The sequence below is a fragment of the Shewanella aestuarii genome, assembly GCF_011765625.1.
Classification (GTDB): Bacteria; Pseudomonadota; Gammaproteobacteria; order Enterobacterales; family Shewanellaceae; genus Shewanella; species Shewanella aestuarii_A.
In genome coordinates, this window is record NZ_CP050313.1 from 232,284 (window position 1) to 249,774 (window position 17,491).

General features: G+C 41.2%; 14 protein-coding genes and 2 pseudogenes. 12 read left to right on the forward strand and 4 right to left on the reverse strand.

Features of this window, described 5'->3' with window-relative positions; genetic code table 11:
- The first annotated feature begins 53 nt into the window (after positions 1-53).
- The 5 genes and pseudogenes from radC to HBH39_RS01205 all read left to right on the forward strand — a co-directional run bounded on the left by radC (position 54) and on the right by HBH39_RS01205 (position 3,626).
- A pseudogene (gene radC / locus HBH39_RS01185) lies at positions 54-736 on the forward strand (RadC family protein).
- Between the two features lie 121 nt (positions 737-857).
- A complete protein-coding gene (gene rpmB, locus HBH39_RS01190) occupies positions 858-1,094 on the forward strand; it encodes a 50S ribosomal protein L28 (protein ID WP_167674834.1) in 237 nt (78 codons plus the stop codon).
- Between the two features lie 6 nt (positions 1,095-1,100).
- On the forward strand, positions 1,101-1,274 hold the full coding sequence (gene rpmG / locus HBH39_RS01195; protein ID WP_028773492.1) for a 50S ribosomal protein L33: 174 nt from the start codon (positions 1,101-1,103) through the stop codon (positions 1,272-1,274).
- 375 nt (positions 1,275-1,649) lie between these two features.
- Positions 1,650-2,969, forward strand: a complete 1,320-nt coding sequence (gene argA, locus HBH39_RS01200) for an amino-acid N-acetyltransferase (RefSeq protein ID WP_167674836.1) — start codon at positions 1,650-1,652, stop codon at positions 2,967-2,969.
- A gap of 135 nt (positions 2,970-3,104) precedes the next feature.
- The gene (locus tag HBH39_RS01205) at positions 3,105-3,626 is read left to right on the forward strand and encodes a PH domain-containing protein (protein ID WP_167674838.1); all 522 of its coding nucleotides are present in this window, start codon (positions 3,105-3,107) and stop codon (positions 3,624-3,626) included.
- A gap of 5 nt (positions 3,627-3,631) precedes the next feature.
- On the opposite strand, the gene rarD is transcribed toward HBH39_RS01205, so the two are convergent.
- Together rarD and HBH39_RS01215 are read right to left on the reverse strand one after the other, a co-directional pair.
- Positions 3,632-4,546: an EamA family transporter RarD gene (gene rarD, locus HBH39_RS01210; protein ID WP_167674840.1), complete on the reverse strand. Its 915-nt coding sequence runs from the start codon at positions 4,544-4,546 to the stop codon at positions 3,632-3,634.
- A gap of 123 nt (positions 4,547-4,669) precedes the next feature.
- Positions 4,670-5,134, reverse strand: a complete 465-nt coding sequence (locus HBH39_RS01215) for a thioesterase family protein (RefSeq protein WP_167674842.1) — start codon at positions 5,132-5,134, stop codon at positions 4,670-4,672.
- A 192-nt stretch (positions 5,135-5,326) separates the two neighbouring features.
- Here HBH39_RS01215 and recQ point away from each other — a divergent pair, with 192 nt between their 5' ends.
- Complete coding sequence (recQ, locus tag HBH39_RS01220; RefSeq protein WP_167674844.1) at positions 5,327-7,171, forward strand: DNA helicase RecQ; 1,845 nt, start codon at positions 5,327-5,329, stop codon at positions 7,169-7,171.
- Between the two features lie 36 nt (positions 7,172-7,207).
- On the opposite strand, the gene HBH39_RS01225 is transcribed toward recQ, so the two are convergent.
- Positions 7,208-9,004, reverse strand: coding sequence for a tetratricopeptide repeat-containing diguanylate cyclase (locus tag HBH39_RS01225; RefSeq protein ID WP_167674846.1), 1,797 nt, complete (start codon positions 9,002-9,004; stop codon positions 7,208-7,210).
- 497 nt (positions 9,005-9,501) lie between these two features.
- Between HBH39_RS01225 and leuA the strand changes: the two genes are divergently transcribed.
- The 6 genes and pseudogenes from leuA to HBH39_RS01255 all read left to right on the forward strand — a co-directional run bounded on the left by leuA (position 9,502) and on the right by HBH39_RS01255 (position 16,731).
- Complete coding sequence (gene leuA, locus HBH39_RS01230; protein ID WP_167674848.1) at positions 9,502-11,070, forward strand: 2-isopropylmalate synthase; 1,569 nt, start codon at positions 9,502-9,504, stop codon at positions 11,068-11,070.
- Positions 11,067-12,160 (forward strand): annotated as a pseudogene (leuB, locus tag HBH39_RS01235) (3-isopropylmalate dehydrogenase). The gene leuA and the pseudogene leuB overlap by 4 nt, the downstream one beginning before the upstream one ends.
- Positions 12,160-13,572: a 3-isopropylmalate dehydratase large subunit gene (leuC, locus tag HBH39_RS01240; RefSeq protein WP_167674850.1), complete on the forward strand. Its 1,413-nt coding sequence runs from the start codon at positions 12,160-12,162 to the stop codon at positions 13,570-13,572. Before leuB ends, leuC begins: the two are co-directional and overlap by 1 nt.
- A gap of 19 nt (positions 13,573-13,591) precedes the next feature.
- Entirely contained in the window at positions 13,592-14,197 is a 606-nt protein-coding gene (leuD, locus tag HBH39_RS01245; RefSeq protein ID WP_167674852.1) for a 3-isopropylmalate dehydratase small subunit, read from the forward strand.
- A 360-nt stretch (positions 14,198-14,557) separates the two neighbouring features.
- Positions 14,558-16,153, forward strand: coding sequence for a sensor domain-containing diguanylate cyclase (locus tag HBH39_RS01250; protein WP_167674854.1), 1,596 nt, complete (start codon positions 14,558-14,560; stop codon positions 16,151-16,153).
- Positions 16,154-16,272: 119 nt separating this feature from the next.
- The gene (locus tag HBH39_RS01255; RefSeq protein ID WP_167674856.1) at positions 16,273-16,731 is read left to right on the forward strand and encodes an Lrp/AsnC family transcriptional regulator; all 459 of its coding nucleotides are present in this window, start codon (positions 16,273-16,275) and stop codon (positions 16,729-16,731) included.
- Positions 16,732-16,833: 102 nt separating this feature from the next.
- Here the strand turns inward: HBH39_RS01255 and HBH39_RS01260 are convergent, their stop codons facing one another.
- Positions 16,834-17,484 carry a DUF2959 domain-containing protein gene (locus tag HBH39_RS01260; protein ID WP_167674858.1) on the reverse strand — a complete coding sequence of 217 codons (651 nt, stop codon included), beginning with the start codon at positions 17,482-17,484 and terminating at the stop codon, positions 16,834-16,836.
- Between the last annotated feature and the right edge of the window lie 7 nt (positions 17,485-17,491).

Consider the following 17,491-nt stretch of genomic DNA (forward strand, 5'->3'; position numbering starts at 1 on the left):
AGCGAATCAAAAATGTATATGATGGATTACAGCGCATAAAACAAGGAGTGTTAATGGCGATTAAAGATTGGCCGCAAGGAGAAGGGCCGCGTGAAAAATTACTCTCCAATGGTGCAGGGCATTTATCTGATGCTGAATTGCTGGCCGTATTGCTAAGAAATGGCTTACCTGGCCAAAATGCCCTCGATTTAGCCAGAGAATTAATTAACCAATTTGGTGGATTGCGTAAATTATTATCGGCACCTAAGCAGCAAGTATGTAAATTAGCCGGTGTTGGACCGGTAAAATTTGCTCAATTACAGGCTGCGGCAGAGATTTCTAAGCGAATTGCACGAGAAAATCTACAAAGAGGTCAAATTTTGACAAATCCTGATTTAACTCGGGACTATTTAATGAGACAATTAGCGGACCGATCCTATGAAGTGTTCGCCTTACTATTGTTGGACAACCAACATAGAATAGAGTCATTCAATTTGTAGAATTATTCCGTGGCACCATTAATGCAGCCTCTGTTTATCCCCGCGAGGTGGTAAGCCTTGTGTTGGAAAAAGGTGCGGCGGCTGTAATAGTGTGTCACAACCATCCATCTGGCATTGCAGAGCCCAGTCAAGCTGATCGGCGGATAACTGAGCGAATAAAAATTGCCTTAGAAACTATCGATGTTTCTTTGCTAGATCATATGGTTGTAGGTGATAAAGAGATAGTGTCCTTCGCCGAGCGAGGATGGATAAATTAAACTTTACTTGATCTTGTGTAGCCAATCGTGTATAAAATGCGCCCTCTTTGTGCCTCGGGCGACGGCCATACGAGGCACATTAATGCTCGAGCGTTAAAAATTTGTTTTGGAGAAGATTGACATGTCAAGAGTATGCCAAGTAACTGGCAAAAAGCCTATGGTTGGTAACAACCGTTCGCATGCTAAAAACGCGACTCGTCGTCGTTTTTTACCTAACCTACAAAACCACCGTTTTTGGTTAGAAGAAGAAAAGCGTTTCGTACAATTACGTGTATCTACTAAAGGTATTCGTATCATCGACAAGAAAGGCATTGAAGCAGTTGTTGCTGAACTTCGTGCCCGTGGCGAAAAGGTATAATAGAAAATGGCTAAAGCTAAAGGTAACCGTGAGAAGATCAAATTAGTCTCTAGTGCTAAAACTGGTCATTTCTACACTACTGAAAAGAACAAGCGTAACATGCCTGAGAAAATGGAAATCAAGAAATTTGATCCTGTTATCCGTCAGCACGTTATGTACAAAGAAGCTAAAATCAAGTAATTGATTCTTATTCTTTAAAAAAGCCCCTCTCATGGGGCTTTTTTTATGCCTACAGAAAATAGGCGTTAATTGAATTTGCATCTTTTGCTGGCAACCTTACTTAAGCTCTTTTATAAAAATCGCGCCCCAGAATAAACATTAACGTTAATATTGACTCAATGAGCACCTTAGTTAATCTCTTATATTCAGTTCATATGGGTTAAGTTCCTGGCTTGTATATATTTTATATTTAGCGATCAGAAAAAATTCACCTTACAAATGAAAATAAATGCTTTTAAAGTGAATTAAAATGCAATAATATTGCGTCAAATTTGATTAGCTTAGCTAATCGGCTACTATTTATTCATTATTACTTTATTAGAGGTGAATTTGCCTGTGAGAACCACTGAATTGGTTGATGGATTCCGTCACTCCGCGCCTTATGTTAATGCACATCGTGGTAAGACTTTCGTTGTTATGTTAGGTGGTGAAGCGCTGGTAAGTAATCATTTTCGAGGTATTTTGAATGATGTGGCGTTGCTGCATTCATTGGGGATTAAAATTGTATTAGTTTATGGCACAAGGCCGCAAATTGATGCTGGATTGGCAACCGCTGGTATCGCCCCTGCCTATCACAATGGCGTGCGAATTACTGATGAAGACACTTTAAGAGTGATCAAACAAGTTGCAGGTGCTGCTCAGTTTGATATTACTGCGCGCTTATCAATGAGTTTGGGTAATACCCCAATGCAGAATGCCCAAATAAACTTAGTGAGCGGAAATTTTGTGATTGCCCAACCATTAGGGATTGATGATGGTGTGGACTTTTGCCTCAGCGGTAAAGTGCGCCGTATTGATACCCAAGGTTTAAAGCGTCAATTAGATAATAACTGTATTGTGTTAATGGGGCCTATTGCGGCATCGGTTACCGGTGAAAGTTTCAATTTAACCGCTGAAGAAGTGGCGACCCAGGTCGCTGTAAAGCTGAAGGCGGATAAAATTATTGGCTTTAGTGAGACCAATGGGTTATTGGACGAGCAAGGTCATGTCATTGCCGAGTTAATGCCAAATCAAGCTCAAGACTATTTAGCGGTTATGGAGCAAAGTGGCACGGTATGCACGGGGACAATTGCGTTTATTAAGGCCAGTATTGATGCGTGTCGTAATGGCGTGCCACGCTGTCATTTAGTGAGTTATTTAGACGATGGAGCCTTACTGCAAGAATTATTTTCACGCGAAGGGATTGGTACCCAAATTGTTACTGAAAGTGCTGAGCGTTTACGTCGTGCAACGATTAGTGATATTGGAGGCGTCTTAAACCTTATCCGTCCTTTGGAAGAGCAGGGAATTTTAGTGCGCCGTTCTCGTGAGCAATTAGAGATGGAAATTGAGCAATTCATGGTGATTGAGCGTGATAATTTAATTATTGGCTGCGCGGCTTTATATCCATTTGAAGAAGATAACGCAGGTGAATTTGCCTGTTTAGTCGTACATCCAGATTATCGTGATGCAGACCGTGGTAGTGTGTTGCTGAATAACATTATTGGTCAAGCCCGTGTTCGGGGTTATTCTCGTTTGTTTGCGTTAACCACCCGCAGTATTCATTGGTTTTTAGAGCACGGCTTTAATATTGTGGAAGTGGATGCACTACCCAATAAAAAGAAACAACTTTACAACTATCAGCGCCGTTCAAAGATTTTAGCGTTAGATTTATAATACCTGTGTTATTAGCTAAATGCCGGTATTCCGGCATTTTTTATGGCTGTTGATTAAAGAACGATGCATTTTTATTGGTTGACATAATATGTCGCGAGTGGCATTTTATTAAGCGATAAATACTGCTGGAACAAGATGATGCATACCATTCCTTTAAGTACGCTTAGCACCACAACCCAGTATAGTTTGGTCGGGTTATTGATTGGCTTGTTGCTTATCACTGTTATCGTACTGATAAAGCCCATGCCCAAAAATGCGAAATATGCTGCTATGGGGATCATGCTTGCCGTGTTTAGCATGTTTACCTTAACACTTTATCAATCGTTTCATAGTCAATTGCAATGGGACCAAACTGTAGTTGATTTTAAAGTGCCGCTGTATAGCCAAACCTTGCCGACATCTGATATCGACTTGCAGGGTGCCTTTATTGCTGATTTGAGCGTTGAACAAGGCCTGCAACCTAAATGGCGTAATAATGGGGTGGGGCTGCCAGGCTATTCGCTGGGGTGGTTTACCTTAAACAATGATCAAAAAGCATTATTATCGGTAACAGAATCAAAGCAGGTCATCGTGCTGCCGACACATCAAGACTATGTGATTATGGTCAGTGTTGATCAGCCACGCCAAATGCTGGCTGAACTGCATCAACAGCAATAATTATTTTAACGCACTACCTGGCGGTTATTGGGCTGATTATTTTTGTAGCGTTGAAGCAAAATATCGCTGACAAACACCACTAGCGCAATCCAAATAAATACGAAGGTGATTGCTTTTTCTATATCAAAAGGTTCGTTAAATAGCTTAACGGCCAGAATAAACATAATACTAGGGCCGATGTATTGGAAAAAGCCCAAGATAGAAAAGGGTATTCGTACTGCAGCACCAGCAAAACACAGTAGCGGAATAGTGGTAACAATACCTGCGGCAATTAAAATTAAATTTAGGTTTAGGTCGTTCACTATCATGCTGGTCGCTGAGGTATCTAAGGTAAAAATTAAATAGCCAAGTGCAATAGGCAGTAATAATGCTGTTTCAACCAATAAACCGGTTTTTGCGTCAATATTTACTTTTTTGCGCAATAAGCCGTAAAAACCAAAACTGGCAGCCAAAGATAATGACACTAACGGTATTGAACCAAATGAGAATAACTGGATTAGCACCCCAATAAAGGCTAATGATACCGCTAGCCATTGTAGTTTTCGTAGCCTTTCGCCTAGAAACAACATACCTAAAAACACATTAAATAATGGATTAATGAAATAGCCTAAACTGGCATCTAGCATTAAATCATTATTTACCGCCCAAATAAAAATCAGCCAATTTACGGCAATAAGCACGGAGGTGATTAGCAGCACACCAAGTTGTTTGGGTTGTTTGAGTAATAAACGTAATCGACCAAACCCACCTAAAAATTGCATTAATACAATCAAAAATACGAATGACCAAATCACTCGATGCATTAAAATTTCCAATGCTGATACTTGGGTGAGCAATTTAAAGTAAAGCGGTGCGACTCCCCACATGCAGTAAGCGCATAAAGCAAGAATGACACCTTTACGGTATTCTAAATCTGGCATAAAAAGTCACAAGGGGTAGTCTGAAAATGGACTGGCGATTGTAGGCTGCTGTGGCTAATGACTCAATAGCTGCAATGAATAAAAAGTCCATAAGACTGTAAAGATTTCACTTTTTCTAACGGGTTAACCGACCATGTAGGTTCCTGTACCAAAAGCAATATGAGTACCTAACTCATTATGCAGCTCCATTCGACAAACCGAAACGCGATTTCCAGCTCGAATGACGGTCCCTGTTCCGGTAAATATTTGCCCACGACCAGGGCGCAAGTAATCAACCCGCATGTCAATGGTGCCTAATGTTGTTAGGCGTTGTTGTAATTCATCTATTTGCCAGTCTTCACGGCTGGCAACTAACCCTGCAAATGCGGTTAATCCACCCACTACGTCCAATAAAGTAGCCGTAACCCCGCCATGTAAAATATTTTGATGAATGTTACCGATTAATTCAGGTTTCATATTAATAACCACTTCTACGCCCTCAATATCGTAATGTTTGATATCAAGTCCTAAAAGATTATGAAATGGAACATGTTGATCAAAAATCTCGGCAACTTGTTTTAGCACCTGCGCTTGTATTGGAGTGGTCATATTCATCCTTGTTATTATTGTGGCTCGGGTTTTGTTCAAGCTAAAAGGTATCAGGTATCAACTAACTTAAAATGCATAGAGTATTTAATCTAGCGCTAAACTACATCGGGTTCAATTCAATTTTGGTTTACTCAAGACATCTTGCTTAGGGTGCTTTAGAATATAGGCTCATTTTTGCTTACGCTGTAAACCATGGAAACTGACTCTACATTACCCATAGCAACACCTGACATTCAATCATCGACAGACTTGCTTGCCACTAGCTTACAGCAAGTATTTGGCTATCGAGATTTTCGTGATGGGCAACGTGAAGTCATAGAACAAGCTATGGCAGGTATCGACACCTTAGTGATTATGCCTACTGGTGGTGGCAAAAGTATGTGCTACCAGCTTCCTGCATTGGTGTTACCTGGGGTAACTGTGGTGGTGTCGCCACTGATTTCACTGATGAAAGATCAGGTAGATAGTTTACGTCAGAGTGGTGTTAGTGCAGCCTATTTAAACTCTTCATTGCCCGGTGATCAAAGCGCAGCCATTTTGCGCCAATTACATCAAGGTGAGATAAAGCTGTTATATGTATCACCTGAAAGGTTACTTAGACCTGATTTTATCGAACGAATGCATGAGTTAACTATTTCATTATTTGCTGTTGATGAGGCACATTGCATTAGCCAATGGGGCCATGATTTTAGGCCTGAATATGCCGCTTTAGGCATGCTAAAACAGCATTTCCCGCACATACCACTAATGGCGCTCACCGCAACGGCAGATCAAGCGACACGGCAGAGTATTTGCGAGCGATTAAACATCACCCCATTTGTGTTATTAGCAAGCTTTGATCGTCCGAATATCCGTTATACCGTTGCTGAAAAACTGAATGCCGCGAATCAGCTAAGGCAATATTTGCAAGCCCAAAATGGTACAAGTGGCATTATTTATTGCAGCAGTCGCCGTCGGGTCGATGAAGTGGCTGAGCGTCTGCGACTGCAAGGGTTCAAAGCCGAAGGTTATCATGCGGGAAAAAGCCAAGATGAACGGGCTGATATTCAAGATAAGTTCCTAAAAGATCAAATAGATATTGTGGTCGCGACGGTTGCCTTTGGCATGGGTATTAATAAATCCAATGTGCGTTTTGTCGTGCATTATGACATTCCTAAAAGTATTGAAGCTTACTACCAAGAAACCGGTCGAGCAGGACGTGATGGCTTAGATGCGGAAGCTTATATGCTATTTGATCCTGCCGATATTGGTCGAGTACGTCATCTTATAGAGCAGTCGGAGCCGGGACCGCAGCAACAAGTCGATTTTCACAAATTGCATACCATGGCAGCCTTTGCTGAAGCGCAAACCTGTCGGCGCCAAGTGTTGTTACACTATTTTGACGAGAGCGCATCGGAACCCTGTGGTAACTGCGATATTTGCCTCGATCCGCCTAAACGTTATAACGGCACCGAAGATGCGCAGAAAGTGTTGTCATGTGTATTCAGGTTGCAACAGCGGTTTGGTATGCATCATGTTATTGATGTGCTGCGCGGCTCAAAAGCCGCAAATATTGTTGATCGTGGCCATGACAAATTAACGACTTGGGGAATTGGCGCAGATAAGTCAGCAGAGCACTGGTTAAGCGTACTACGTCAACTTATTCATTTAGGCTTGGCAAGCCAAGATGTTACTCGAGGCTCGAGTGTTCGTCTCAATCCAGCAGCCAGACCTATTTTAAAGGGTGAGTTAGCACTTATGCTTGCTGAGCCGCGTATTGAGTTGTTAGATATTAAGCGTAAATCAAGCTCACGTATTCCACAGCAATACGATAGAAAACTGTTTGCCAGATTAAAGCTACTTAGGCGTGAACTTGCAGAGCAACATGATATTCCACCCTATTTGGTGTTTAACGATGCCACTTTGGCTGAGATGTCGGCCATGTTGCCAACAAGCCCAGGTGAAATGCTAGCCGTTAATGGCGTGGGACAAATTAAACTCGACCGTTTTGGGGGGGAGTTTTTAGATGAAATCAGTGAGTTTTTAACGGGCAACTAGGCCCATATTAGCCTTATTTTGCTATTGGATTAAATATTATACAAGGTTCTGATTTTTTTTCTGGATCTGGCTTAACAAATTCAGGCTGGCGCGTTTGGTTAAGGTTTCAACACTATCTAATTGCTGTAAATTTGCCACGCCAAAATTCACCACAGAACTTTGAAAGGCTTGCACTTGAGAAGTTAATTGCATAGCGACCCGTTGCGCCCCCTTTTCCGAGGTGTAAGGCAATAGAATCATCATTTCATCAGTGTTTTTACGCACAATATAATCTTGTTCACGTAATGCTTGTTGAAGTTTATTTTGCACGATAGCCACATCAACCTCACGTATGGCACTGATATTGAGCAACAATAACGACAAAGGGTAATTACCTTGCTTGGCATTGTGTAAAATGAGTTCAGTTTGTTGTTGTTCATCTTCCTGATCAATACGCATTTTGGGTGTCGGTTTACGAAAAACAAAGAACATAAATGATGCCAAAAGAATCAAAATACCTAAGCTTAACAAGGCAATATTTTGTGCTTTAAAGGTGAGTGAAGAAGCGTCAGCATCACTATAAGCAATAATATTATTAATACTTTCCCTATCGGCTTTTAATTGTGCGATATGTGTATTCGATAGTTTTGCGTGGGCTTTTTGGCTTGCGGCATATTTAAAGTTTTGTTGATAAAAAGCGTTTTCAAAATCACCTTGTTTTTGGTAGTAATCACTCAGAATTTGATTAAAGTCGATTAAATCATAATATTGTTCATATTGAGTCGCTTGGCTGATGATGTCACTCATTAGGGCTAAGGCATCGGTATTGCGGTTTTGGGCAAAATAGATCATCGCAAGTGTCCGTTGGGCCCGTATTAGTTGAAATTTGTCACGCTGGCTCGAAAAATAATGGATGCTAGAGTTAATTGAGTTTTCAGCAGCCTTTAGATTACCGATATGGAGCTCGATATATGCTGAGTGAGCATTAAATACAGCATTATAAGAAGTGTTATTTATTTTTGCTTCATCAAACTTTGCTTGTGTTAAATAATGGCGCGCTAAATTTGTGTCTCCAGCAGAAATTGCAAAGCGGGCGAGATAGATATTTAATGCTGTCGCAACCTGTCCATTTGCTTGGGGATCTTTTTGTATTTCCTTGGTTAATGACATTGCTCCAGTGTGGTCACCTGAAGAAAATAACAAGTTGCTCATGACTAATTGTAAATAAAACTTAGGAATTAAATACCAAGTCTGAAGTTGTTGTTCCGCAGAGGGATACAAACTCAATGCCATTTTTAAGTTTTCTGAGGCATCGGCAAAGTTTTCACTGAAATTACTTTGTAAACTTCGCATTAATAGCCCTGAGATTAATGCCTGTGGTTGAACATATTGTTGAGCTAATCTTATTGACTCTTCATTTGCCAAGACCAGTTGGGTCTGGTCACCTAAAAATTCAAATGCGTTTGCTTTGCAATTTAAAAAATAAGGTCGAGTTATTTCAAGTTTTAGTTGTGCGGCCAGCTGAATGCCTCTGGAGGCAACATTTAACGCGCTTTCGCTTTGTCCTAAATCATTGTAATTCAAGCAGCTTAATAGCATTAACCGTAAATTATCGCTATCAGATAACGTATTAGACTGCTGCGCTAAACTCGCAATTAACTCTTGGGTGCGAGAAGGATATTGCGGAGATAGCCACGCAATATAATCCAATTTTTGGCTGGTGGTGCTGGCAGTAAATTCAGTATGAGACAGATCAATCTTATATAGGTCTGAAGCCGATGCATTGTTTGAGAAGACCAGATAGCTAGTGAGTGTGGCGCAGAAAATGTGTAATAAGCAAAACAGTGATTTCATCTAGATTCGTTGATTGATTATATTGTTTGGCAGTATAACGACTTTATTGTCTTTGGGGCAGAATAATTATTAATAAGCATAGGCTTAGCTTTAGATTGATATTTTGCATTTGGCAGGCATTACGAATGCTTGTTCTTGGTTATTGATAGCATATGGCGAATAAAGCTACCTACTAATGAATAGGAGAGTCATTCATATTATTCAACTTGGGAAAAAGAGGGTTGACAGCAGCTATTGGTCAGGGTAAATATTAGGTCACAGAGAAAAGATTCAAATAAGAATAGTTATTTAAAAAATATGAATAGAATTTACGTATTACTAGGGCTCCTTCTCCTCTCTCGCAAATATTGCGCGGAGCCTGTTGTGCTACAAGTGAATTAATCTTTTCACCAGTCACAAACCCCGCGCCTAACGCCGCGGGGTTTTTTATTTATACACTTTTAAAAACTAGCCTGTTGTTTATTTAGCAACACGCCAAGGCAAAATGGAGAAAGCTGATGTCCGATAGAGTCATAATTTTTGATACCACATTACGTGATGGTGAGCAGGCGTTAGCGGCCAGTTTAACAGTTAAAGAAAAGCTTCAAATCGCCATGGCTCTTGAGCGCTTAGGGGTTGATGTGATGGAAGTGGGTTTTCCTGTTTCATCTCCTGGTGATTTTGAGTCTGTGCAAACCATTGCTAAAACAATTAAGAATAGCCGGGTTTGTGGATTATCTCGCGCACTAGAAAAAGATATCGATGCTGCCGCTCAAGCCTTATCGGTTGCGGAACAATTTCGAATTCATACCTTTATTTCCACTTCAACCATTCATGTTGAAAGTAAACTAAAGCGAAGTTTTGACGATGTGTTAGATATGGCCGTTAGTGCGGTTAAGTATGCACGTCGTTTTACGGATGATGTTGAATTTTCATGCGAAGATGCGGGACGCACACCAATTGATAATTTATGCCGTATGGTTGAGGCCGCCATCAAAGCAGGCGCACGTACCATTAACATTCCCGATACTGTGGGTTATACCATTCCAAGTGAATTCGGTGGCATTATTCAAACATTATTTAATCGGGTGCCAAATATCGACCAAGCGATTATTTCTGTGCATTGTCATGATGATTTGGGCCTATCGGTTGCTAACTCCATCACAGCGGTAGAAATGGGCGCTCGTCAGATCGAATGTACCATTAACGGCATCGGTGAGCGGGCAGGTAACTGTTCATTAGAAGAAATCGCAATGATTTTGTCTACACGTAAAGGCTTATTAAATTTGGAATGCGGCATTAACGCCAAAGAAATTCACCGCACCTCTAGTTTAGTTAGTCAGCTTTGCAATATGCCTATTCAAGCGAATAAAGCCATCGTCGGCAGCAATGCGTTTTCGCATTCATCAGGTATTCACCAAGATGGCATGCTAAAAGCCAAAAATACCTACGAAATCATGACGCCAGAAAGCATCGGCTTAAACCGCAACAACTTAAATATGACCTCACGTTCAGGTCGCCATGTGATTAAACATCGTATGGAAGAAATGGGTTATCAGTCATCAGATTACGATATGGAAACCTTGTATGAGCAATTCTTAAAATTGGCTGATAAAAAAGGCCAAGTATTTGATTACGATTTAGAAGCCCTAGTGTTTATGGAGTCACAAACCCATGATGATGACCATTTTTCATTAAAACATTTAATGGTGCATTCAGATTCGACCGAAGGTGTTGCAACTGCAACAGTGAGATTAGATGTCGATGGTCATTCTGTAACCGAAGCCGCTACTGGTAATGGACCTGTTGATGCGGCTTACAATGCGATAGCGCGTGCTTCTAAGCGAAACATTAATATTACTAATTATAAAATCAGTGCCAAGGGCGAAGGCCAAGATGCATTAGGGCAAGTGGATATTACCGCTAAATATAAAGAGCAAAATTTCCATGGTGTAGGCCTAGCGACAGATGTTGTTGAAGCCTCTGCTCAGGCATTAGTTCATGTAATGAACTTAACTTGCCGAGCAGACAAAGTGGCTGATTTTAAAGAGCAGATTCATAAAGATAGGGAGTTAGGTGGAGTATGAGTTATCAAATAGCAGTATTGGCTGGTGATGGTATTGGGCCTGAAGTTATGGCCGAGGCACGTAAAGTGCTCAAGGAAGTTGAAGCCAGATTTGAGCTAAATATTGAATATGCCGAGTACGATGTAGGTGGTATTGCCATTGATAACCATGGTTGCCCATTACCTGATGCCACGTTAAAAGGCTGTGAAGCCGCTGATGCAATTTTATTTGGCAGTGTTGGCGGTCCTAAGTGGGAACATTTAGCCCCAAATGATCAGCCAGAGCGAGGTGCATTATTACCGCTGCGTGGTCATTTTGAGTTGTTCTGTAATTTACGTCCGGCAAAGTTGCATAGCGGTCTTGAGCATATGTCACCATTACGTAGTGATATTTCAAGCAAAGGTTTTGATGTGCTATGTGTGCGTGAATTAACGGGGGGATTTATTTTGGTAAGCCCAAAGGGCGTCAGGGGGAAGGCCAAGATGAAGAAGCCTTTGACACCATGCGTTATAGCCGCCGTGAAATTGAACGTATTGCGCGTATTGCGTTTCAGTCGGCTCAAGGTCGTCGCAAAAAAGTAACCTCAGTCGATAAAGCCAACGTATTAGCCTGCTCGGTATTATGGCGTGAAGTGGTTGAAGAAGTGGCTAAAAATTTTCCTGATGTTGAGCTTGAGCACATCTATATCGATAACGCCACCATGCAGTTATTACGTCGTCCAAATGAATTTGATGTGATGCTGTGTTCTAACTTATTTGGCGACATTATTTCAGATGAAATTGCCATGTTAACCGGATCAATGGGGCTACTCTCTTCAGCCAGCCTTAACAGCAGTGGTTTTGGTATGTATGAACCCGCTGGTGGCAGCGCGCCGGATATTGCAGGCCAAGGTATTGCGAACCCTGTGGCTCAAATTTTATCTGCGGCATTATTGCTACGTCACAGCTTGAAACTTGAAGAGGCAGCAAGCGCTATTGAACGAGCAGTGGGTAAAGCGTTATCTGCCGGATACTTAACCGGTGAGTTATTAAATGCTAATGAGCGCCACAAAGCCAAATCAACCTCTGAAATGGGCGACTATATTGCTAATGCAGTTAAGGAAGGTGTGTAATGACTCAGGAAAGAGCGAAAACCTTATACGAAAAAGTTTGGGATGCGCACCTTGTTGCCAGTCCAGAGGGTGAAGCGCCAATTATTTATGTCGATCGCCATTTAGTGCATGAGGTGACCTCACCACAGGCATTCAGTGGATTAAAGGTGGCTGGCCGTCAATTACGTGCGCCTAAAAAAACCTTTGCGACCATGGATCATAACACATCCACCAAAAGTGCCAGCTTAGATGCATTAAGCTCAATGGCGCGCACCCAAGTAGAGACTCTTGCACAAAATTGTAAAGATTTTGGTGTTCGTTTATATGATATTCATCATCCAAATCAAGGTATTGTCCATGTAATGGGGCCTGAATTAGGTATCACCTTGCCCGGGGCAGTGATTGTATGTGGCGATTCACATACCGCGACTCACGGAGCTTTTGGTGCCTTGGCATTTGGTATCGGCACCTCTGAAGTTGAGCATGTATTAGCAACCCAAACCTTACGTCAATTAAAAGCCAAAACCATGAAAGTGGAAGTGCGTGGCACAGTCACCGATGGTGTGACAGCTAAAGATATTGTTTTAGCAATTATTGGTCGGGTAGGCATGGATGGCGGCACGGGCTACGTGGTTGAGTTTTGTGGTGAAGCCATTGAAGCTTTATCGATGGAAGGCCGAATGACGTTATGTAACATGGCCATCGAAATGGGCGCTAAAGCAGGTATGGTTGCACCGGATCAAACGACCTTTGAGTATTTGAAAGGGCGTGAGTTTGCTCCCAAAGGAGCTTTATGGGATCAAGCGGTTGCTACTTGGTCACAGCTTAAAACTGATGAAGGCGCTCAATTTGATGCTCAAGTGGTGCTAGAAGCCAAGGACATTGCGCCGCAATTAACTTGGGGAACAAATCCTGGTCAAGTTGTGGCTATTGATGGCGTTGTACCAGATCCCGCTGATGAATCCAATATTGCTGAACGCAATAGCATGATAAAAGCCTTAGAGTACATTGCATTAACGCCGGGCACTAAAATGACCGATATTAGCATTAATAAGGTGTTTATTGGTTCGTGCACTAATTCACGCATTGAAGATTTACGCTCTGCTGCTGCTCATGCTAAAAATCGTAAAGTAGCAGAAGGGGTGACCGCTATTGTGGTTCCCGGTTCGGGGCAAGTGAAACTGCAAGCTGAGGCTGAAGGCTTGGATAAAATTTTTATTGAAGCTGGCTTTGAGTGGCGTTTACCTGGGTGTTCAATGTGTTTAGCCATGAATGATGACAGATTAGAGCCGGGCGATCGCTGTGCATCAACGAGTAATCGTAACTTTGAAGGCCGTCAAGGCCGTGGTAGTCGTACCCATTTAGTCAGCCCAGCAATGGCGGCTGCAGCGGCAATTGCGGGTCACTTTGTTGATATTCGTCAACCATACTAAACCGAGATAGGAGACTAACATGCAAGCATTTACTGCCCATACCGGTTTAGCGGTAACCATTGATAGCACGAATGTTGATACCGATCAGATTATTCCAAAACAGTTTTTATCAAAAGTCACTCGTGATGGATTCGGTATACATTTATTTCACGATTGGCGTTATTTAGATGAGGCTGGTGATAAACCTAATCCTGATTTTGTGCTGAATCAGCCACGTTATCAGGGGGCATCAATTTTATTGGCTCAAGAAAATTTTGGTTGTGGTTCGAGTCGTGAACATGCTCCGTGGGCACTAGCCGATTTTGGTTTACGAGCGATTATCGCCCCAAGCTTTGCAGATATTTTTTATGGTAATTCGATTAACAATGGTCTCTTACCTGTCAAATTACCTGCAGAACAAGTACAGCAATTAATGGATGAAGTTGCAGCCAAAGAAGGTGCGCAGATCACCGTTGATTTACAAGCATTAACTGTTACCTCCCCAACAGGAGTGGTATTTAGTTTTAGTCTTGCCGAGTCAGCGCGCCATAAGTTATTAAATGGTTTAGATGCAATTGGATTAACTTTATCGTTCGAGCAGCAAATTAGTGATTATGAAGAAAAGATACCTGCATGGTATGCATAATCGAACAATAATTGATTAGAATCAAAACCCTTCATTTTGAAGGGTTTTTTATTGGGCGACTAATACAAATCATAATAAATAATTGATCATTCTAGCTTGTGAAAATACCTGATAACTGGGTTAGATTTTTTATCACACATTTTTCTACCCTATTTCTGTCCACTTATTTTCTGTGATAGGTATAAAAACTCACTGAACAAAACCAAATGTTAAATATTTGTTTGATTTTTGTTTTATGGTTGAATAGTGTGTATGACTAGTTCAATAGCACTTTGGTGTTATTGAACGAATAAAAAGTCAGTCTTTTGAGCATTTAATGTGATGTAACAGTCTAAAAATAATAAAAGTAACGGATCCTTTATGAAATTATCTTTTCGGTTGTCATTATTTTTGGTGATGACTTTGGTGTCTTTAGTGCCCATTTTATCTCTTGGTTTTTGGTCAGTTCATTCCTCAGTGGAACAAGAATACCAAACCATCGAAGAAAAACACTTACTGTTGGCGAATCATATTTCACAAACGTTAGACCGCTATGCTATTGATGCTTTAGCTATATTTAGACGTGCAACTGAGTCTGTCAGCCAAAATACGATCAATCCTGCAATGGTCAAATTACTGCAAGATGTTGATGTTATTTCTCTTGGGCAATACAGCCCGCAAGGTGAACGTTTAATGGTCTTGTTCGGCACAGAAAGTAGCCAACCGTTAAGTTTAATTTCAGAAGATGGACCATTTAAGTTAAGTCATAATATTGCCAATAATACAACGAGTAGCTATTTCACCTCAGTTCACAAAGTGAGTGGTGGTTCACCAAGCTTGTATATGATCCGTCAAGACTCGAAAGGTATTTGGCTGGCAGCCCTTCACACCCATTATATTAGCCAGTTGCAATCTGAGGTTAAGCTTGGCCAAAATGGGTATGCAGCTATCGTTGATGGGGTGGGTAATGTGCTCGCTCATCCCAATGAACAATGGCAAGCAGAAGCTAGAAATATCAGTGACATTAGTATTATCCAGCAAATGATAGCTGGGCAATCTGGTGTTAGTGAGTTTTATTCGCCAGCGGTTGAGGCGGATATGATAGCGGCATACAGCACTGTGCCTAAAACGGGTTGGGGCGTGATGCTACCGCAACCGATAAGTGAGCTCTATTCTCGCATACAGCCAAAATTAATCTTAATTGGCATATTAGCGGTCACGTCTTTAGTTATTGCCCTATTAGCATCTTGGTGGCTATCAGGTTTGATTAGTCGTCCGATTAACATTTTGGCGCGTAACTCGAATCAATTAGCGAAAGCAGAGCCTCATTACCATCCATATCCTTATTCTGGGGTAAAAGTGTCTGAGTTTATGGATGCATTTGAACAGTTTGATCAAATGGCAGATAAAATACGCCTTAACCAACAAGAGTTGGAACATAAAGTGGTTGAACGAACTGCTGAAATAGCTAAAGCTAAAGCCGATGTCATTTATATGGCAAACCACGATACGGTAACCGGATTACCTAACCGAATGGCTATTCGCCAACAATTACAGCAACAACTTCAAGCTCAGCAAGCATTTGCTGTGTTATTTATTGATTTAGACGGCTTTAAAGTGATTAATGACACTTATGGTCATGCTGTAGGTGACGCCATTTTAAATCAAGTCGCCTTAAGAAGTGCTGCGTTATTAAATGCTGATGATGTTATCGCACGTTACGGTGGTGATGAATTTGTGGTGATGCTACCCAATTCACCCAATACCTTAATGGCGAACAAAGTGGCTAATTCAATTTTGAATAGTATTAAGCGTCCATACGAAATAGAAGGCATGGTGATGTCGATAAGTGCCTGTATTGGTGTTGCGGTGGCAACGGAGAATGAATTCAGTGTTGATGCGCTCATTCATCGCGCTGATATTGCTATGTATCAAGCAAAACACAATGGTAAAGATCAGGTTAAAATTGCATCGTAAGTTTGGATTTGTCTGAGAATATTAAACTTTGGCCGATATTTTTCACAGAATTAGAGTACGTTTTTATTTTAATGTGATAAAAGTAGGCAAATGTAGTCACTGGTTGATATTGCTCGTATATGGATAAAAAAGATCTCAAGCTGCTCGATATTTTACAATCTCAAGGTCGAATTCCAATTTCAGATTTGGCTGATAAGCTGAATATGTCAGACACTCCATGTTTACGCAGAGTAAAAAAACTGGAACAAGATAAGGTTATTAAAGGTTATTGCGCACAGTTAGACAGTCAAAAGTTAGGCTGGAATGTTACCGTGTATGCTTTTATTCGCTTAACCAACCCGACAGAAGCGGCTTCGGAAGAGTTTGAATTAGCGATAGCAAAGTTTGCTCAGGTGATGGAGTGTTCAGCGGTGACTGGTGCAGATGATTATCTATTAAAAATTGTTGCTAAAGACCTTGCAAGTTATCAACGCTTTGAAAAATCAGTACTAGGCTCTTTACCCTGTGTTGCCAACATAAATTCTACTTTGGTATTAAAACAACACCTAAGCAGAACCGGTTTACCTCTTAGCGATTAATGCTGCCTTTCGTCTAAGCATTTGGGAATGAGTGGAAAAAACAGCATCGCTTTTGGCGATGCTGTTTTTGTTAATGCTATAAGTGAGACACTACAAGCTAGATTAGCTGCCTTGCTCCATAGATTCGATAAACTTGTTTGATTCAGCAATCGATTTGTTCATTTCATTGATCAAGCTAGAAATGTCTGATTGTAAGCTTGTAAACTCGCCTTTAATGGCACCGATGGCTTGGGCATTTAAGTTATGTTTTAAGTACAGCATATTGTCTTTCATTGCCGTTAAAATGGGTGGCATTTTTGCTTCTGCGCGGCGCATGCTTTTAACTAAAGACTGATAAGAGCGCTGAGTTTCTTTTAACTTAGCCGCACTGTTGCGACGTAAACTGGCTTTGCTTATTTCATCGATTTCAGACTGCCATTCTTCAAAAAGTGCTTGTGCAACATCTTCTACTTTATCTATCCGGTTGCTGACTTCATCGGCGGCAGATTGAGCCGATTCATATTCATCGGTGGCTTTGTTGTAGGCTTTTTCTAAATCGCCGCCATCAAAAGCCAGTAAGGCTTGCATTTCTTCCAGGGCTGAGCTGAATTGCTGTTGCGCTTCTTCTTGCGATTCTTTGGCATCCTGAACGCGATCAACCATGATATCGCGTTTATGGTAACCCACTTTTTCCATCGCGCCGTAATAAGCACTTTGACAACCTGCTAAAGCCAAACTGCTGGCTAACAGTGTTGTTAAAACCCATTTGTTCATCTTATTT

What these genes read in the sequence shown, in the direction of transcription:
- rpmB (WP_167674834.1), top strand. Translation starts at nt 858, where the DNA reads ATGTCAAGAGTATGCCAAGTAACTGGCAAAAAGCCTATGGTTGGTAAC.
- rpmG (WP_028773492.1), top strand. Translation starts at nt 1,101, where the DNA reads ATGGCTAAAGCTAAAGGTAACCGTGAGAAGATCAAATTAGTCTCTAGT.
- HBH39_RS01205 (WP_167674838.1), top strand. Translation starts at nt 3,105, where the DNA reads ATGATGCATACCATTCCTTTAAGTACGCTTAGCACCACAACCCAGTAT.
- rarD (WP_167674840.1), bottom strand. Translation starts at nt 4,546, where the DNA reads ATGCCAGATTTAGAATACCGTAAAGGTGTCATTCTTGCTTTATGCGCT.
- HBH39_RS01215 (WP_167674842.1), bottom strand. Translation starts at nt 5,134, where the DNA reads ATGACCACTCCAATACAAGCGCAGGTGCTAAAACAAGTTGCCGAGATT.
- recQ (WP_167674844.1), top strand. Translation starts at nt 5,327, where the DNA reads ATGGAAACTGACTCTACATTACCCATAGCAACACCTGACATTCAATCA.
- HBH39_RS01225 (WP_167674846.1), bottom strand. Translation starts at nt 9,004, where the DNA reads ATGAAATCACTGTTTTGCTTATTACACATTTTCTGCGCCACACTCACT.
- leuA (WP_167674848.1), top strand. Translation starts at nt 9,502, where the DNA reads ATGTCCGATAGAGTCATAATTTTTGATACCACATTACGTGATGGTGAG.
- leuC (WP_167674850.1), top strand. Translation starts at nt 12,160, where the DNA reads ATGACTCAGGAAAGAGCGAAAACCTTATACGAAAAAGTTTGGGATGCG.
- leuD (WP_167674852.1), top strand. Translation starts at nt 13,592, where the DNA reads ATGCAAGCATTTACTGCCCATACCGGTTTAGCGGTAACCATTGATAGC.
- HBH39_RS01250 (WP_167674854.1), top strand. Translation starts at nt 14,558, where the DNA reads ATGAAATTATCTTTTCGGTTGTCATTATTTTTGGTGATGACTTTGGTG.
- HBH39_RS01255 (WP_167674856.1), top strand. Translation starts at nt 16,273, where the DNA reads ATGGATAAAAAAGATCTCAAGCTGCTCGATATTTTACAATCTCAAGGT.
- HBH39_RS01260 (WP_167674858.1), bottom strand. Translation starts at nt 17,484, where the DNA reads ATGAACAAATGGGTTTTAACAACACTGTTAGCCAGCAGTTTGGCTTTA.